The sequence below is a fragment of the Rhizobacter sp. P3_C12 genome, from assembly GCF_056402735.1.
On record NZ_JBFUGW010000138.1, the window covers coordinates 1 to 17,494 of the forward strand.

15 protein-coding genes are annotated in these 17,494 nt (G+C 69.3%); 8 read left to right on the top strand and 7 right to left on the bottom strand.

What is annotated here, in order from left to right; translation table 11 throughout:
* From AC1DXV_RS20210 to AC1DXV_RS20240, 7 genes are all read right to left on the bottom strand, one after another.
* The coding region (locus AC1DXV_RS20210; RefSeq protein WP_477935201.1) for a cytochrome c oxidase subunit 3 family protein at positions 1-516 on the bottom strand (516 nt) is incomplete at its 3' end.
* On the bottom strand, positions 513-2,273 hold the full coding sequence (locus AC1DXV_RS20215) for a cytochrome c oxidase subunit I (protein ID WP_477865605.1): 1,761 nt from the start codon (positions 2,271-2,273) through the stop codon (positions 513-515). The genes AC1DXV_RS20210 and AC1DXV_RS20215, both read right to left, overlap by 4 nt.
* Positions 2,270-3,382 carry a cytochrome c oxidase subunit II gene (locus tag AC1DXV_RS20220; RefSeq protein WP_477865606.1) on the bottom strand — a complete coding sequence of 371 codons (1,113 nt, stop codon included), beginning with the start codon at positions 3,380-3,382 and terminating at the stop codon, positions 2,270-2,272. Before AC1DXV_RS20220 ends, AC1DXV_RS20215 begins: the two co-directional genes overlap by 4 nt.
* A gap of 9 nt (positions 3,383-3,391) precedes the next feature.
* Positions 3,392-3,910 carry a hypothetical protein gene (locus AC1DXV_RS20225; RefSeq protein ID WP_477865607.1) on the bottom strand — a complete coding sequence of 173 codons (519 nt, stop codon included), beginning with the start codon at positions 3,908-3,910 and terminating at the stop codon, positions 3,392-3,394.
* A gap of 42 nt (positions 3,911-3,952) precedes the next feature.
* Positions 3,953-4,468: a DUF1269 domain-containing protein gene (locus AC1DXV_RS20230; protein ID WP_477865608.1), complete on the bottom strand. Its 516-nt coding sequence runs from the start codon at positions 4,466-4,468 to the stop codon at positions 3,953-3,955.
* A gap of 121 nt (positions 4,469-4,589) precedes the next feature.
* Complete coding sequence (locus AC1DXV_RS20235; RefSeq protein ID WP_477935203.1) at positions 4,590-5,963, bottom strand: hypothetical protein; 1,374 nt, start codon at positions 5,961-5,963, stop codon at positions 4,590-4,592.
* Positions 5,960-7,339 carry a pectate lyase family protein gene (locus AC1DXV_RS20240; RefSeq protein WP_477935205.1) on the bottom strand — a complete coding sequence of 460 codons (1,380 nt, stop codon included), beginning with the start codon at positions 7,337-7,339 and terminating at the stop codon, positions 5,960-5,962. The genes AC1DXV_RS20235 and AC1DXV_RS20240 overlap by 4 nt, the downstream gene beginning before the upstream one ends.
* Positions 7,340-7,724: 385 nt before the next feature.
* Here AC1DXV_RS20240 and AC1DXV_RS20245 point away from each other — a divergent pair, with 385 nt between their 5' ends.
* The 8 genes from AC1DXV_RS20245 to AC1DXV_RS20280 form a co-directional block, all read left to right on the top strand.
* Positions 7,725-9,767: an autotransporter gene (locus AC1DXV_RS20245; RefSeq protein ID WP_477935207.1), complete on the top strand. Its 2,043-nt coding sequence runs from the start codon at positions 7,725-7,727 to the stop codon at positions 9,765-9,767.
* The gene (locus AC1DXV_RS20250) at positions 9,764-11,785 is read left to right on the top strand and encodes a LamG-like jellyroll fold domain-containing protein (protein WP_477935209.1); all 2,022 of its coding nucleotides are present in this window, start codon (positions 9,764-9,766) and stop codon (positions 11,783-11,785) included. The genes AC1DXV_RS20245 and AC1DXV_RS20250 overlap by 4 nt, the downstream gene beginning before the upstream one ends.
* Positions 11,786-11,900: 115 nt before the next feature.
* Positions 11,901-13,193, top strand: coding sequence for a TIGR02270 family protein (locus AC1DXV_RS20255; protein WP_477935211.1), 1,293 nt, complete (start codon positions 11,901-11,903; stop codon positions 13,191-13,193).
* Positions 13,184-14,293 (top strand): DUF2169 family type VI secretion system accessory protein, encoded by a 1,110-nt coding sequence (locus tag AC1DXV_RS20260; protein WP_477864070.1) that lies wholly within the window; start codon positions 13,184-13,186, stop codon positions 14,291-14,293. The genes AC1DXV_RS20255 and AC1DXV_RS20260 overlap by 10 nt, the downstream gene beginning before the upstream one ends.
* On the top strand, positions 14,290-15,321 hold the full coding sequence (locus AC1DXV_RS20265; RefSeq protein ID WP_477864071.1) for a beta-ketoacyl synthase N-terminal-like domain-containing protein: 1,032 nt from the start codon (positions 14,290-14,292) through the stop codon (positions 15,319-15,321). Before AC1DXV_RS20260 ends, AC1DXV_RS20265 begins: the two co-directional genes overlap by 4 nt.
* Positions 15,322-16,332, top strand: coding sequence for a DUF4150 domain-containing protein (locus AC1DXV_RS20270; RefSeq protein WP_477935215.1), 1,011 nt, complete (start codon positions 15,322-15,324; stop codon positions 16,330-16,332).
* A gap of 15 nt (positions 16,333-16,347) precedes the next feature.
* Positions 16,348-17,046: a hypothetical protein gene (locus tag AC1DXV_RS20275; RefSeq protein ID WP_477864073.1), complete on the top strand. Its 699-nt coding sequence runs from the start codon at positions 16,348-16,350 to the stop codon at positions 17,044-17,046.
* Positions 17,047-17,060: 14 nt separating this feature from the next.
* Positions 17,061-17,494: hypothetical protein (locus AC1DXV_RS20280; RefSeq protein WP_477935217.1), on the top strand; the 434-nt coding region annotated here is incomplete at its 3' end.

Here is a 17,494-nt window from a genome sequence, read left to right on the forward strand (position 1 = left end):
CAGCGCGATGCGCCGCGCCACGCGCGCCGGCTCGGGCGGCGGCGACGCGGCGGCGGGCATCGCCGAGGCCCAGGCGACCAGGCCGCCGAGCACGTGCAGCCCGTGCAGCGCCGTCAGCACGTAGAAGAAGCTGGCGGCCGGGTTGCCGGCCGGCCCCACGCGCGCTGCCAGCAGCGATTGCCAGGCCCACAGCTGCACGCCGATGAAGGCCATCGCGCACACGCCGCCGGCCAGCAGCAGGCTTCGCGCGGCCGGCCAGCGCGCGCTGCGGGCAGCGATGGCGGCGCGTTGCAGCAGCAGGCTGCCGGCCAGCAGCAGCGCGCTGCTCAGCCACAGCTGCCGCGGCAGCGCGAGCGTCGACCAGTCGGCGGCGCCGTCCATGCGCATCACGTAGGCGGACAGGAAGAGCGCGAACAGCGTGCTCGCCACCGCGATGAACACCCACAGGCCGGTGTCCAGCGCGCGCGCGGCGGGCGAGTCGTCGATGGTCGGGGATCCGAGGACGGCGCTGTTCATGTCGACACCTCCCTGGCTGGCCCGGGCGGCCCGGGCTCCTGGCCGCCGGCGTCGAGCGGCGCATCCTGCGCGATGAAGTCCTGCGGCGCGCCCGGCACGCTGTAGGCATAGGCCCAGCGGTGCACCACCGGCAGCCGCGGCCCCCAGTTGCCGTGCGCCGGCGGGGTGTCCGGCGTCGCCCATTCCAGCGAGGCGGCGCGCCAGGGGTTGGGGTCGGCCCGGCGGCCGCGGAACGCGCTCCAGACCAGGTTGAAGACGTACACCAGCTGCGCCGCCCCCACCGTCAGCGCGACCACCGTGATGAAGGCGTTCAGCGCGTGCGCCGAGGCCGGGATGAACTGGTAGTTCTCGTAGTGGTAGTAGCGCCGCGGCATGCCGAGCACGCCCAGGTAGTGCATCGGGAAGTAGATCAGGTAGGTGCCGATGAAGGTCACCCAGAAGTGGAACTTGCCGAGGCGGTCGTCCAGCATGCGGCCGGTGACCTTCGGGAACCAGTGGTAGATGCCGCCGAACACCACCAGCAGCGGTGCCACGCCCATCACCATGTGGAAGTGGGCGACCACGAAGTAGGTGCCCGACAGCGGGATGTCGACGCTGACGTTGCCGAGGAACAGCCCGGTCAGCCCGCCGCTCAGGAAGGTGAGGATGAAGGCGAGCGTGAACAGCATCGGCACCGTCAGGTGCAGGTCGCCGCGCCACAGCGTGAGCACCCAGTTGTAGACCTTGATCGCGGTGGGCACGGCGATGATCAGCGTGCTGGTCGCGAAGAAGAAGCCGAACCACGGGTTCATGCCGCTGACGAACATGTGGTGCGCCCACACCACGAAGCTCAGGGCCCCGATGACGACGATCGCCCAGACCATGGTGCGGTAGCCGAAGATCGCCTTGCGCGCATGCACGCTGATCAGGTCGGAGACGATGCCGAAGGCCGGCAGCGCGACGATGTAGACCTCGGGGTGGCCGAAGAACCAGAACAGGTGCTGGAACAGCAGCGGGCTGCCGCCCTTGTAGTCGGTGACCTGGCCCATCGAGACCAGGGCCGGCATGAAGAAGCTGGTGTGCAGGGTCTTGTCGAGCAGCATCATCACGCCGCTGACGAACAGCGCCGGGAAGGCCAGCAGCGCGAGGATGGTGGCGACGAAGATGCCCCACACGGCCAGCGGCATGCGCAGCAGCGTCATGCCTTCGCAGCGCGCCTGCAGCACCGTGGTGACGTAGTTGAGACCGCCCATCGTCGTGGCGACGATGAAGATCAGCAGCGACACCAGCATCAGCACGATGCCGCCCTCGAAGCCCGGCGTGCCGGGCAGGATGGCCTGCGGCGGGTACAGCGTCCAGCCGGCGCCGGTGGGCCCGCCCGGCACGAAGAAGCTCGCGACGAGCACCAGCACCGACAGCAGGTAGACCCAGAAGCTCAGCATGTTCATGTACGGGAACACCATGTCGCGCGCACCGACCATCAGCGGGATCAGGTAGTTGCCGAAGCCGCCGAGGAACAGCGCCGTGAGCAGGTAGATCACCATGATCATCCCGTGCATGGTGACGAACTGGTAATAGCGCTCGGCGTTGATGAAGGCGAACTGGCCCGGGAAGCCGATCTGCAGCCGCATCAGGTTGGACAGCAGCAGGCCGATCAGCCCGACCACGATGGCCGTGCTCGCGTACTGGACCGCGATCACCTTGTGGTCCTGGCTCCACACGTACTTCGTGATGAAGGTCTGCGGGGCGTGGTGCGCACCGGTGTCGACGTAGCTCATGACGGTTTGCCGTTCGATCGGATGTAGGCCACCAGGGCCGCCAGTTCCTCGTCGGTCAGCTCGATCTGCGGCATGACCTGGGCGAAGCCCTTCACGGCCCGCGCCTTCGGGTTGCGGATGAAGTCCTTCAGGTAGGCCTCGTCGACCAGCGCGGTGGAGCCGTCGACCATCGTCTCGGTCTTGCCGAACAGGCCCTTCCAGGTCGGCCCGACGCCCGCGCTGCCGTCGACCGTGTGGCAGGCCACGCAGCCCTTGGTCTGGGCCAGCGAGCGGCCCTGCGCGGCCGGCGTGCCGGTGCCCGCGGCGGCCGGCGCGGCGGCGGCCTGCGTCGCCGCGAAGGTGGGCTGCTGCTGCAGCCAGGCCTGGAACGCCGCGTCGTCCTCGACCACGACGTAGCCGCGCATGTCGGGGTGGCCGACGCCGCACAGCTGCGCGCACATCGATTCGTAGCGCCCCGGCTGCGTCGGCGTGAACCAGAACGAGCTCACCTGGCCCGGCACGATGTTCATGCGCGCGCGGAACTGCGGCACGAAGAAGTCGTGCAGCACGTCGTGCGAGCGCATCAGCACCTTCACCGGGTGGCCGACGGGCAGGTGCACCTCGTTGCCGAGCACGATGACGTTGTCCTGCCCGGCGGCATCGGCCGGGTCGAGCCCGAGCGGGTTGCTGCCGCTGACGAAGCGCGCATCGCTGCCGCCCAGCTTGCCGCTCGCGCCCGCCAGGCGGAAGCGCCACTGCCACTGCTGGCCGACGATCTCGAGCAGCCGCGCATCGGCGGGCGGGCGCACGTAGTCGGCGTACACCACCAGTCCCGGCGCCAGCAGGCCGGCGATGCCCAGCGTCGTGACGCCGATCAGCCAGCGCTCCAGGCGCTTGTTCTCGGGCTCGTACGCGGCGCGCCGGCCGGCGCGGTGCCGGAAGCGCCAGACGGTGTAGGCGACGAAGAGGTTGATGACGACGAAGAACAGCCCGGTGGTGGCCAGCGTGATGGTGAGCGTGTCGTCCATCTGCTTCCAGTTGGACGCGAGCGGGGTCGTCCACCACGGCGTGACGAGGTGGAACAGCACCGACGCGACGACGAGCACCAGCAGGGCGAGGGCGATGGCCATGGCCGGCGTTCAGGGGCCCGGCCGGGGGGCCTGGCGGCGCCGCGCGAGCTTCCAGTACAGCAGCGAAGCCGTGACACCGAACACCAGGTGGGCCGCGAACGTGCTCCAGCCGCGCAACTCCACCAGCCAGGGGAACGCCTGCGTGGCCACGTGGAAGCTGGCCAGGTAGAGCAGCGCGCCGAACAGCAGGCCGACGACCGCGAGTGCGAGCGCCCCGGTGTCGTAGCGGAAGCCGGCGCTGATGAAGCCGAGCACCATGCCGAACGCGGTGCCGAGCACGTAGTGGGTGGCGAGCGCCACGGCCACGATGCCCACGCTGAACGACTCGGAGGCGTGGCCGGTGTCCGACCCGAGCGCGATCGCGGCGACCAGTTGCGAGATGCGCCACGGCCCCATGCTGCCGGCAGCGGCGGCCCAGAGGAGCTCCAGCACCATCAGGACCGCGCCGGCGGCAAATCCGGACACCGCGGCGGCGGACCAGTCAGGTTCACGCCGCTCCCAGCGATGCAGATGCAATCGATGTTCCATCGTCACCTCCATGCGGGAGGCGCCGTCGAATGGCAGCCCGGGTCAGGGAAACGCCGGGATGTTCGGCTCCACGCCTTCCAGATGCGCTTCCGGGTGCAGGGTTTGCAAGCGGGATTCGATGTCGTCGACGCGCGAGCGCGGCACGTCGACCATCAGCAGGATCTTGCCTTGCTCGATGGCGGACTCGAAGCGCTTGAGTCGGTGATTGGGTGTGGAGATGCCGATCAGGCTGGACGACCAGGCCCCGAAGCCCGCGCCCACGATCGCCAGCACGGCGACCATGCCCCATTCCGGCGAGTCGCCGAAGAGCGGGAAGAACAGCGCGGCGATCACGCCCAGCACGGCACCGGCGGCGCCGCCGATGACCAAGCCGGCCTGCGCCGAACGCACGATGTCGGAGGTCTGCAGCAGGTTGGCCGGATGCAGGCCGGTCAGGACCTCGCCCTCGCGGGCGACGAAATGGATGTGGGGCTCGGAGATCCGGGCGAGCAACAAGTCATCCATCGTCCGCCGGGCGCTGGCCAGGTCGGGCAACAGCCAATAGATGCGTCTGCGCATGGCCGCCTCCTTGTGCTTGATTGCAGCCGAGCTGCAGGCTTGCGGAGCGATTGGCGACCACCGTACTCCCATTCGGGACGATCGGCAAGCGGGCACAAACCATCGTCGCGTCGCGTGTATTTCACCGCGTGGGCAGCCTGCACGCCGCCACGCGGTTGACCTGGATCTGCGAGCCGCCGGCGCTGTAGGCCCACAGCACGTCGCCATTCGGGGCCGTGACCATGTCCTGGAACTGATCGATGGCGAGGCCGGATGCGACCGGGCCCTCGATGAGCTGTCCATCCGCCGCGTTCGCCACCGCCAGCATCAGCGCGCCCCCCGACTTCCAGCCCAGCAGCAGCCTGTCGGTGCCGAGCGCGGCCAGGTAGGGGCGGAACGGGTAGCTGGCGTCGAGGCCGGTGGCTGCGCCGATGCCGAGTTGCCGGGCCGGTGCCGTGCCGCGGTTCGGCAGCTTCGCGAGTTGCAGCGACAGCCCGCCGTTGGCCGCGGGCTGGATGAAGTTCATCCAGAAGCCGTCGCTCGCGCCCACCAGGCCGCCGAGTGCGCGCTGCGCCGGGTCGGTGCCGGCCAGCCACTGCAGCGTGTCGGCCGCAGCCGACGGCGTGGCCAGGCGCGCCTGCTGCATCGCGTTCGGGTAGGCGTCGCCGTGGCAGGTCGCGCCCCACTGCGTGCCGTTCCAGGCGGTGCGCACCGACCAGCTGTGGCTGCAGCCCCAGTCCCAGCCGCCGGCCACCGCCTTGCCGTTCGCATCGACGAACTTCAGCGTGTCGCCGGCATGGATGTCGACCTCGCCGGCGGCGTTCGGGCGCGCGGTGGACATCGCCGAGCGGTAGTAGACGCCGATCGTCGAGCCGTCGGTGGCGAGTCGCGCGGTGTGCCCGTACCACCAGATGAACTGCGCGCCGACGCTGTCGACGTTGCCCTTCTTCGTCAGCGTGGTGCGCGACAGCAGGGCGCCGTCGCCGCCGACGCGCACCAGGTCCATCCTGCCGCAGACGTTCTTGTCGGGCGTGCTGCTGCCGCGGCAGTACTTGGGCGAGTAGATGTCCGGGTCGTCGGCGACGACGGCCAGCGCCGCGCCGCCGGGCGTCGCGAGGATGGCATGCACTTCCAGGCCGGCCACGCCGGGCAGCGCGCGATCGAGGCCGTCGGCGGCTGTCAGCGCGGCCATGCGGATGGATGCGGCGCTGCGGTCGGTCCAGGCCAGCCAGGCGCTGCCGTCGCTGCGCGGTGCGATCACCGCGGGCGTGTACTCGTCGTTGGGGGCCGCGTTGCCGCCCACCGTCACCGCGCTCGCGCGCAGCCGCTGCGCCAGCGGGTCGCACGACGCGGGCGCGGGAGCGGGAGCGGGTGCTGGCGCGGGAGCAGGAGCAGGAGCAGGGGTCGGTGCAGGTGCAGGTGCAGGGTCGGACGAGCTGCCACCGCAGGCCGCGAGCGCCGCGATGGCGACGACCATGGCGGCGCCGGCGGTCAGCCGGTCCGCGTGCAGTTTCACGGCGCGACCGTCAGCTTGCCGGACCCCGCCGACGCCTTGATGGCTGCCTTCACGCCGCTGGCCGGCAGCAGCGCGCTGCCGTAGGCGTACGGCACGGTCCAGCCGACGCTGGTGCTGAAGCTGCATTGGCTCGTGTCCAGCGCCGCGCCGTTCAGCAGCGAGCCGCTCTCCTTGATCGCGCCGGTCTTGCTCGACGAGCCGGGGTTCTTCAACACGCTGGTGCAGCCGTTGGCGCCCTGGATGTCGAACGCGTTGTTCTCCGAGATGATCTTCGCCTTGTAGGCCACGCCGATGCTGTACTGGTGGGCGTACACCGGGTGCGACTTGCTGCCTTCGTAGTAGTTGTTGTAGACGTGCACGCTGCCGAAGCGCACGCGTGGCGCGCGCTCGGTGATGTTGCTGAACAGGTTGCCGTGGAAGGTGACCGTCAGGTGCGTGTCGTCGCTGGTCGTGCTGTCGGACGAGCCGATCAGGTTGTTCTTGTCGTGCTGGTCGAAGATGTTGTTCGACACGGTCACGTAGTCGGAGCCGTTCTTCACGTCGAGTGCGCCGTCATGGCACTGCTTGACCTTGCCGTTCTCGACCGGCGACAGGTCGTCGGTCTGCGGTGCGTCGGTGAAGGTGTTGTGGTCGATCCAGACGTGGTTCGAGCCGTCGACCGTGATGCCGTCGTACTCCGAGTTCCAGTTGCCGGCATCGCCGTCGTTCGGATCCCACACCGGGCCCACATCGCAGGGGTTGACGATGTGCAGGTTGCGGACGATGACGTTCTGCACACCGCTGACCTGCAGGTAGGCATTGACCAGGCCGGCGTCGCTGCCGGCGCCGATGAGCGTGGTGTTGCTCTTCAACGTGAGCCTGGCGCGTCCCTTCTGGTCCGTGGTGTTCGTGAACGCACCGCCGTTGTCGGCCGCGGCCATGTCGATACGGCCGACCACCTTGACGATCGTGGCCGCACTGCCGCCGGCCTTCAGCGCGGCCAGCAGTTCGGTGGCGGTCGTGACCTTGTAGACGGCCGAGGCGGTGGCCGTCGAGCCGCCGCTGGTGCCACCGGCCTCGCTGGCCCAGCCGGTGGTCGGTGCCACGTCGCGGCTGTTGTCGCCGGAGGCGGGTGCGGGGGCGGGGGCGGGGGCTGGCGCAGGAGCCGGTGCGGGTGCTGCAGGTGCAGGTGCAGGTGCAGGTGCAGGTGCAGGCGCTGGGGCCGGCGAAGGCGCGGGTGACGGCGCTGCTGCAGGTGAGGGCGCGGGTGCCGGGGCCGGCGAAGGCGTGGACGCAGGTGCGGGTGCAGCGGACGCGCTCGCCGGTGTGTCGGTCGACTCATCGTTGCAGCCGGCGAGCAGCGCGGCGGCAAAGAGGGCGGGAAGCAGTGTTCGCATGGGGGCCTCGGATCTGGTTCGGATTCGAAAACGATTGTGCGGAGCACGGCACCGGCAGACTTGACGGAACTCTGAACAGGCGATGAACGGCGCCCATGCGTTGGTGGCGCGAGACGCCGCGCAACAGGATGCAAGCGGGGCTGGCCCGCAGGCCGTCGGAATGACCAGGCTGGTCGCCTCGATGCGTCACATTGCTCACGACTTGAAACCGAAGTTCCCGGTCGCGTCACCCTGTCGACGTCGAGGCCATGTCGAGGCCTTTTGCGCGCCGCGTGGCGCCTGTCACATCCACTGACGATGGTCATCGATTGATCAACGGTCGGTCAAGCCGTGCCGCGCCTGCACACGTAGCCTCGCTGGCATGTCGTTGATGTCCCTCCACCCTGTGAAACGAACTTCCCCGCGCCTGTCCGCGCTGGCCCTCGCGTCGGTCCTTGCGCTGGGCGCGCTCGCAGCCTGCGGCGGCGGCTCGGGCTCGGCCTCGAGTGACGGCGCCACCGCGCAAGGCGAGTCCGCCGGCAGCGGCGGCGCCACCGACATCACCGCCGCCATCCTGGCCAACGCCGATGTCGTGCTGGCCGGCGATGCGGTGATCCGGCTGCCGGCAGGCGTCAGCACCTACACCGGGGTGATCTCCGGCCAGGGCCGGCTCACGCTCACGCCGGCCGGCGGCAGCGCCAGCCCGGGGACGCTGGTGATCACGCAGGCCAGCACCTTCACGCTGCCCGACGCGCAGCAGGTGCAGGTCGTCACGAAGAAGACCTGGCCCGGTGCCGGCTACCAGCTCGCGATCGCCGGCAGCAACCCACCGGTGCTGACCATCGATGCCGGTGCCACGCTGCAGATCGGCACCAACAGCAGCGCCGACAACAACCCGAACATCATTGCCACCTCCGACAGCAGGAACCCGGCGAGCGTGGTGAACGGCGAGGTCAACCTCGACAACATCCTGAACAACGGCCGCCTCGTGCTGAAGAGCGCGAACTTCATCCGCCTCGGGCAGGTCAGCGGCAGCGGATCGATCTCACAGCAGCCCGACGTGTGGGGCGRCAACACGCTGGGCGGTGCCAGCGCCTTCTCGGGCGTGCTGTCGCTGAGCGCCGGGCAGGACTTCGGCAGCAACCACGTCGCCGCGGCATTGCCGAATGCGAAGGCGGTGCTCAACGAAGGCTCGTGGCTGCTGTGGAGCCCGCCGGGCAGCGTCGTCACCGTCAAGCAGGACATCTTCGAGGCGGCCTTCGGTGGCGACATCAACTTCCATCCGATCGGCAGCTCGACGATCGTGATGAGCGGCGTCTACGGCCACACCGACAACAGCCCGCATGGCAGCCCGAACCTGGTCGATCCCGGCCTGAGCGACCCCGGCCTCAACCTGGCCAAGGTGATCTACCGCGGCGGCGCGAACGCCGTCAACGGCAACGACGCCAGCTACCGCGGCATCAACATCGAAGCCGGCGGCACCGTGCAATGGGGCGACGGCACGCACAATCGCTTCTTCCTGCCGTCGGCACCGTCGCCGGCGGCGGTGAACCCGCCGGCCGGCAAGAAGAACGCATACATCAACCTGCACCGCGGCGGCACGCTGGCCTTCGACTACAACGGCCCGGTGACGCTGAACGTCGGCATCACCGGCGGCGGTGGCGGGCCGGACAAGAGCGAGACCACCGGCGCCGGCAACGTCACGGTGAGGGGCACGCCGGGCAACGACGTCACCTTCGCGCAACCGCAGAACTACCACGGCATCACCACCATCGGCGCGAAGGCGGTGCTGCGCCTCGGGACCGGCCAGCCGGTGCCGTTGAACTACATCACCCTCAACGCCGACAAGAACACCCGCAGCACGCTGCTGCAGGCCACCTACAGCGGCGACGCCAGCCTGCTGGTGGCCGCGGCCGGCGACGCGATCGTCAACGACGGCCAGCTGGTGGTGCAGAACACCTCGACGGACATCGCGTTGTCGAACATCAGCGGCAGCGGCAGCCTGCTGCAGCGCGGCAGCGCCACCACGACGCTGTCGGGCAACCGCTACAGCGGCACGACGACGATCGACGGCGGCACGCTGCTGGCCGCCGGCGCCGATGCGTTCGGCACCGGCAGCGTGGTCAACAACGCCGCGCTCGGCTTCGCGAGCGGCCAGCACGAACTCGGCCTGGGCGGCAGTTTCACGCAAGGAGCGAACGGCGTGCTGACACTGAACATCGCCGGCACCCAGCCGGGCGTCGACCAGGACCACCTGTCGACGGCCGGCCGCGCGGTGCTGGGCGGAACCTTGAAGCTGAACGTCGGCGGCAGCCTGTCCTCCGGACAGACGCTGGTGCTGATCGAGGCCGCCGGTGGCTTGAGCGGCGCCTTCGGCACCATCGACATCCAGGGCACCCAGGTCGTGACCGGCCAGGACGCGACCCGCTTTTTCGTGAGGATCCCATGAGGCGTCGTCATCTTCTCGCGTCGGCCCTCGGGGTCGGCGTGCTCGGCGCGACCGGTTGCGGCAGCGAACCCGGCAGCGGTGACGGTGAGGGCGGCGCGGCGACCTCGGCGGCGCGCAGCTTCGTCCACCCCGGCCTGCTGCACACCGAGAGCGATTTCGAGCGCATGCGCTCGAAGGTGGCGGCCCAGGCCCAGCCGTGGCTGAGCGGCTGGAACGCGTTGACAGCCAACGGCCGCTCGCAGCTGGGCGCGTCGCCGCGGCCGCTGCAGACGGTGGTGCGCGGCGGTGACGGATCGAACTTCGCGCAGCTCTACATCGACACGGCGCGCGCCTACCAGCTGGCGCTGCGCTGGAAGGTGTCGGGCGACACGCGCTATGCCGATCTGTGCGTCACCTTCCTGAATGCCTGGTCGTCGACGCTGACCGCCATCACCGGCAACGCCGACCGCTTCCTGGCGGCCGGCATCTACGGTGTGCAGTTCGCCAACGCCGCCGAGATCCTGCGCAGCTACCCGGGCTGGGCCGCGGCCGACCTGGCGCGCTTCCAGGACATGATGCTGAAGGTGTTCTACCCGCTGAGCAGCGACTTCCTGGTGCGGCACAACGGCGCCGTGATCACGAACTACTGGGCGAACTGGGACCAGTGCGCGCTGGCCTGCCTGTTGAGCATCGGCGTGCTGTGCGACCGGGCGGACATCTACGACGAGGCGATGGCCTACTACCGCAACGGGGCCGGCAACGGCGCTGCGCTGCAGGCCGTCTGCCACGTGCATCCGGGCTACCTCGGCCAGTGGCAGGAGAGCGGGCGCGACCAGGGCCACGCGACGCTCGGCATCGGGCTGGGCGGCATGTTCTGCGAGATGGCCTGGAACCAGGGCGACGACGTCTACCGGTTCGACAACAACCGTTTCCTGGCGGGCGCCGAGTACGTCGCGAAGAGCAACCTGGTCGACGCGGCCGGCGCCTTCTACGCGATGCCCTACCACGAGTACAGCAACAAGCAGGGTGTCAGCACCGGCGTCTCGCCCGCCGCGCTGGGCATCCGGCGCCCGGTCTGGGAAGCGGTGCTGCACCACTACGAAGGCCGGCTCGGCGTGGGAGCGCCCTGGGTCAGGCGGCAGGCCGAGCAGCTGCGGCCGGAGTTCGACGGCGGCAACGGCGACCAGCTCGGCTTCGGCACGCTGACCTTCGCACGCGAGCCGCGCACCGGCGGYAGCCCGAGCGGCCTGACGGCGCGCCTGCACGGCGGCGCGGTGCGGCTGTCGTGGTGGGGCGTGCCGGGCGCGCCGTCGTACCGCGTCAAGCGGGCCGACCGCGCCGGCGGGCCCTACACGACGATCGCGACGGTCAGCGACCTGCTGACCTGGACCGACACGCCGCCGACGGGCGCCACCTTGCTGTACTACGTCGTCACCGCGCTGGACACCGCCGGCGGCGAGAGCGCCGCATCGGGCGAGGTGCCGGTGTCGGCGACGCCACAGCTGGTGCTGCACTTGCCGCTCGATGAAGGCGGCGGCCGGGTCCTCGACGGGCAGAAGGACTTCGTCAGCCTGCCGCCGGGCATCGTCGAGACGCTGGGCGATTGCACGCTGGCCGCACGCGTGCGGCTGGACGCCGCGCAGGCCTGGGCGCGCCTCTTCGACATCGGCTCCGGGCCACGCCGCAGCATGTTCCTGACGCCGCGCAACGCCGCCGGCGGCGTGCGCTTCTCGATCGACACGGTGCACGGCTACGGCGCGCAGATCATCGACGGCACGGCGGCCCTGCCGACCGGCACGTGGACGCACCTGGCGGTGACCCTGTCGGGCAGCACCGGCACCCTCTACGTGAACGGCGTGCCGGTCGGCACGAATGCCGCGATGACGCTGGCGCCCAGCGACCTCGGCGCGGGCATGGACGGCTGGATCGGACGCTCGCAATACGCCAGCGATCCCTACCTGAAAGGCGCCGTGCGCGACCTGCGCGTCTATGCCGGTGCGCTGGACGCGCAAGCGATCTCGGCGCTGGCAGCCACCTGACGCCTGCTCGGCAGCGGCGAGGCTTCTTGCGGCGGGCCGCCCCGGTTCGCGGGATGCCGTCCAGGTGTGACTTTGATCGCTTTGCCGCGCTCCGGTGGCACCGTACCGTGACTTCATGGACCGCCCATCCCACCTGCCCGCGCAGTCGCCGGCGCAGGTCTCCAGACTCGTCAACCCGACCACCTTGATCCAGCATGCCGCCGACGGCGCATTCCTGTGGATCCTGCGTGATCGTGCCGTGGCGTCGCCGCGATACCGCATGCGCAATCTGCTGGCCCTGGACCAGCGGATCGAAGCGAACCGCGAAGGACTTCTGCTGGCGGACGAGGACGGATGGGCCGCATGTCGCGACGGGCTCGCCTCGGGTGACGCGGGGGAGATCTTCGCCGCGGCGGTCGTGGCCTTCTCGACGCTTCGGGCAGACCGGATGCGCACGGCTTGCGAGGTTGCGCTCGCGGCCGAGGATGGCCAGCGCGCCCTCATCGCCGCATTGGCCTGGCTGCCGTTCGAGCCGCTCGCCCCGATCCTGCAGCGGCTGGCCGCAGGCGCGGATGCGCGACTGCGCCGCGTTGCGCTGCGCGCGATCGGCATCCATCGCCAGGATCCCTTCGATGCGCTCCAGGCGGCGCTCTCGCATGACGATCCAGGGGTCGTGAGTGCCGCGGCGAGAGGCCTCGGGGAATGCCGCCGGCGGGATGCGGTGCCGCTTCTGCTCGCGCATCTCGACTGCGCGCCGCCGGCCGCGCGCTTCTCGCTGGCGTGCAGCCTCGCGCTGCTGGGTCACCGCGAGGCGCTCGCGCTGCTGGCGTCCACGGCCGAGGCGGGGGGCGTGGAGGCGATGGCGGCGGTCGAGGTGTTGCTGCGGGCGCTGCCGCTCGCGCAGGGGCGACAGATGCTGTCGAGTCTCAGCGGTCGACCGGGGCGGGAGCGATTGGTCATCGCCGGCACGGGCATCCTGGGCGATCCGCTGGCCGTTCCCTGGCTCATCGCGAAGATGGCCGATCCCGCGCTGTGCCGCATCGCTGGGGAAGCCTTTTCGCTCATCACCGGAGCAGACTTGGAACACCTCGATCTCGACCGCAGCGACTCGGGTGAGGATCCTTCGGGCGATGCGGAGGACGATGTCGAGGATGGCGTCCATCCCGATGACCATGAACTGCCGGTGCCCGACCCGGTGCGTGTCGAGGCATGGTGGGGCGGGCAGGCGTCATCGATGCCGAAGGGCGTGCGCCATCTGTGCGGTCGGCCGATCGCCGTCGGCTCGCTGGTGGAGGTGCTTCGCCACGGCTATCAACGGCAACGCCGTGCTGCGGCGCTCGAATGGGTGCTGCATCGCGAGGACGCCCTGTTCTTCGACGTCCGCCAGCGCAGCGACGGGCAACAACGGGTCCTGCGGACATGCAATTGATCAACCGGACGCGCTTTCCGGCGGCCTGGACGCTGGGCTTTGCACGCAACGGCCGGGAGGTGGTGGTCGTCGTCGCCAAGGCGACCTACGCCTTCGATGCAGCCAGTGGCGAGGTCAGGCCGGGCGACGTCCAGGATCCGCTGGTGAAGGCGGACGAGTTCACCGGGACGCCCGGCCTGAGCGCGGTGCTGCGCGAAACCGACTTCGCGACGTTCAAGCCCCGATGCGACGTGCTGCTGAACGGCAGCGCGCATGCGCCTGCCGGCACGCGGGTGCGCAGCCTGCCGGTCGGCATGCGCGTCGGCCCGATCGCCAAGGCCTTCAAGGTCTCGGGCGACCGCGTGTGGAAGGCCAGCCTGCTGATGCGGGCGCCGAGCGAGCCGGAACCTTTCGCCAGCATGCCCATTTCCTATGACCGGGCCTTCGGTGGCGTGGATGCCTTCGGCGGTGACGATGTTCCTGTCGCGTACTACGCCGCCAATCCGGTCGGCCGTGGATATCACCGGCGGACGTCCGGGACGCTGGTGGACGGCACGCCCCTTCCCAACACCGAGGAACTGGATCGTGCAGTCGATGCGCCGGACGGCCGCTACGTGCCGATGTCGTTCGGTGCGCTGGGCCGGAATTTCCCGTCGCGCCTGGCGCACGCCGGCACCTATGACGAGCGCTGGCAGGCCACGCAGGCACCCTTCTGGCCGGAGGACTTCAGCTACGAGTATTTCCAGGCGGCGCCCGTCGAACAGCAAATGCCTTATCCGCGCGGCGGCGAAACGGTCACGCTGAAGAATCTCACGCCGGGCGGCCACGCCGGCTTCCACCTGCCGGCGCTGTCGCTGTCCGTGCTCGCGAACTTCCATGAGAAGCGCGAGCGGACCTTCGAGATGGCCGTGGACACCGTGCTCATCGAGCCGGACCAGGGGCGGCTGACGATGGCCTGCCGTGTCGGCATCCCGATGGCGCGCAGCCTGTTCGACCTGCGCGAAATCGTGCTCGATACCACCACGGCGATCCGGACCCGGCCCTTCCACAACGGCAAGCCCCACTACCGGAGCCTGGGCGACTACGTGCGCGCCCGCTCGCGCGGAAAGATCATCAAGTGAAGCCGCTCTTCATGGTTGCCCACGGCATGTGCACCGCCGTCGGATTCAATGCATCCGCATCTGGCGCGGCCATGCTGGCGGGCATTTCCGGCGCGTCGCAGGGCATGCTGTGGGATGCTGAATCCGGCGAGTTCATCAACTGCTGCCGCGTGCCGCTGCGGCAGTGGTGGCACGGCGTGGGCAAGCTGGGCGCCCTTGCCGCCGCCGCGATCGAGGAGTGCCTGTCCGCGGGCGCGATCGCAGACCCGTCGAAGGTGCCCATCCTGCTGGGCTGTGCCGAGCCGTCCCGGCCTTGTCCGCTGGTGCCGCTCGGCGATTCGCTGCTCGTGCAATTGCACGAGCAATTGGGCGTGGCGCCGCATCCGCTGTCGCGGCTGGTGCCGCTCGGGCAGGTGTCGGGCATCGCGGCCTTCGACCTGGCCCACGAGATCCTGGAGCGCGGCCTGGCGAGCCACTGCATCGTGGCCGGCGTCGACAGCTACCTGCACCAGGATGTGGTGGAGGCGTTCATGTGCCACCGGCGGGTGCTGACGCCCGCCAACTCGAATGGGTTCATTCCGGGCGAGGCCGCCGGCGCCGTGCTGTTGTCCCATCAGGCCCCACCCACGCCGCACCTGGCCATCACGGGGTGGGCGGGGGCGCGCGAGTCCGGCACGATCGAATCCGAGGAGCCGTTGACCGGCCGAGGCCTCGTGGAAGCGATCGAAGGCGCGTTCGCCCGTGCCGGTACCGACATCTACGCCACGCAGTACCGCATCACCGATCTCAACGGCGAGCATTACAAGTTCAAGGAAGCCGCCCTCGCGATGGGGCGGGTGATGCGGCGCCGGCACAGCGAGTTGTTCGATGTCTGGCATCCGATCGAGTGGATCGGCGAGGTTGGCGCCGCGATCGTGCCGTGCGCGCTCGGCTACCAGCTTCATGCGAGCATCCGCGATGCCGCGCCGGGACCGCAATGCCTGGGGCATGCCGGCACCGACAGCGGCGAGCGCGGCGCCTACGTTTCCAGATATGCGGGAGGAGCCTGAATGGGCAGCAATGTCTTCGCCAACGGTCGAGAAGTCTCCAGCAAGGCCGACGGCAACATGTCGAATGCAGCGATGCCCGACGTCTGCCTGACTCCGCCGCCGCCGCCGGTCGGGCCGATCCCCATCCCGTACCCCAACTTCTCCAGCGACTCGGACACCGACGAGGGCACGCGCGACGTGCAGATCGGCGGCAAGCAGGTCGGGCAGAAGAACAAATCGACCTTCAAGAAGAGCACTGGCAACGAGGCCGCGACCAAGGCCGTGGGCATGGGCGTCGTGACCCACACCATCCAGGGCGCGACCAAGCATGCCGCGTGGTCCTTCGACGTGAAGGTGGAGAACGAGAACGTCACCCGCCACCTCGACCTCACCACCCACAACCACGCGTCGGATCCGATGAACACCGGCTCGATGACGGTGAAGGTGGGAACGATCTCGCTGGCCGACCCCAAGAGCGACGAGTGCAAGGAGCTGGAGGGCGAGAACAACCAGAAGCGACAGGCGCTGAGCCAGTCTTCCACCAGCACCACGGTCACGCACGGAAGCTTCAAGGCGGCGAATGGAAAGACCTCGAGGCTGTGGTCGTGCAGCCGGAGGCTGGAAGGGATCAACGATCCCAGCTACTGCGCCGGCCTTCCCTATGATCGCCCGTTGAAGGTGTTCAACCAGAAGGGCGTGGAGCGGGACGCCATGCAGGCAGCGCCAACCAACCTGTGCGAGGAGGCGGTCAACAACCGCAACTTCCAGTACACCAACGACATCAACATCCGCAATCCGCACACCAGCCACACTGAGCCACGTATCGTCGAGTCGATGCTGGAGCRCTTCGATGTCAGCGGCGGAACGCTGACCTTGTCCATCAACTGGAACTCGAAAGCGGGGGCGCAGGACGTGCCCTGTGACAACTGCCACCGTCTGCTATGCGCGGCGGCGGCGTGTGGATTGAACATCGTCCTGTGCACGACGGTGGAGCAGCCCCCGTGCGATGACGACCTCAGCGGCAGCTATTGAACTGACAGGAGCAACATGCCGACACTTTCCATTCCTGCGTACATCCTGCATTCCGATGTACAGAACAAGCCCGTCGCCCATGCCTGGCGCGGCGCCGCGGACTTCACCCGGGAGAACGACAAGCTCGCCCAGCAGCTGACCACGCTCAGCCTGCGCGCCCGGCTGGCCTGCGCGGCGGCGACGGCCGAATGGATCTACTGGCGCCTGCGAGGAGAGACCGATTTCGACGCGCCGTTGCAGATGATCGAGGCCGCGTGGGCCGCGAACTGCGATGTCCGCTATTGCCAGACGCCCACGGTATCCGAGTTCGAGGACCGCAAGGGTCCGGTCAACGGTGTGCTGCGGGCATCCAAGGACATCCTGGCGAACGTGCTCCGCTCCTACAAGGCCGAGTCCGCGGGCAGCCTCACGTCGCGGACGGTGTATCTGTATTTCCTCGCTCGTCACGTCCTTCCTGACAAGGCTGCGTTCGATGCCTGGCTGAAGGCCGCCATCAAGCGCCTGGCGCTGCTGTATCCCCATGTGGAGGGGCAACTCGGCGAGCCCGTTCCCCGCGAGGCCATGAACACGGGAGAGGACTTCCAGAAGGCAGACGCGCCACGGCTGCTCGCTGATTTCCTGGCGCGGCTGACGCCGGCCGAGAACCGCTATCTGCGCAGCCCGGAACAGGTGCTGGCCGAAGGTTTCGCCGGTACACCCTACCGGCTCTCCTGAGCGTCGAGGTCCCGATGCCGTTGAACCGCCCGCACTACATCCATCCCATCGCCGCCGGATCGCGAATTCCGTGGCCGTGGGACGACTGGAACGTCCGGCAGGCCTACATGCCGGAAGATGCGCTGCTGGCAGCACGTCTTCAGCCGCTTGCGCGGCGGGCCCAACTCGCGATGGGGGTGGCCATCGGCGAATGGATCGTCTTCACGCTGGAGGCGCTGGATTCCGATGTCCGGCCACGGCAGTACCTGCAGGCGGCCTGGGCCGGCACCGTGCACTTCGCATGCTGTCCGTACAGGGAGTTCGTCGACCGGGAGTGGAGCGGCCCGGTGCGTGGGCCGCTGCACCTGACGATGGCGTTGATCAACGACACCCTGCATTTCGAGGACGCCGCGCCGGCCGAGAACGCGGGTTGGCTCTCGACCTTGGCCCAGCTCGTGGTCCCCGAGGG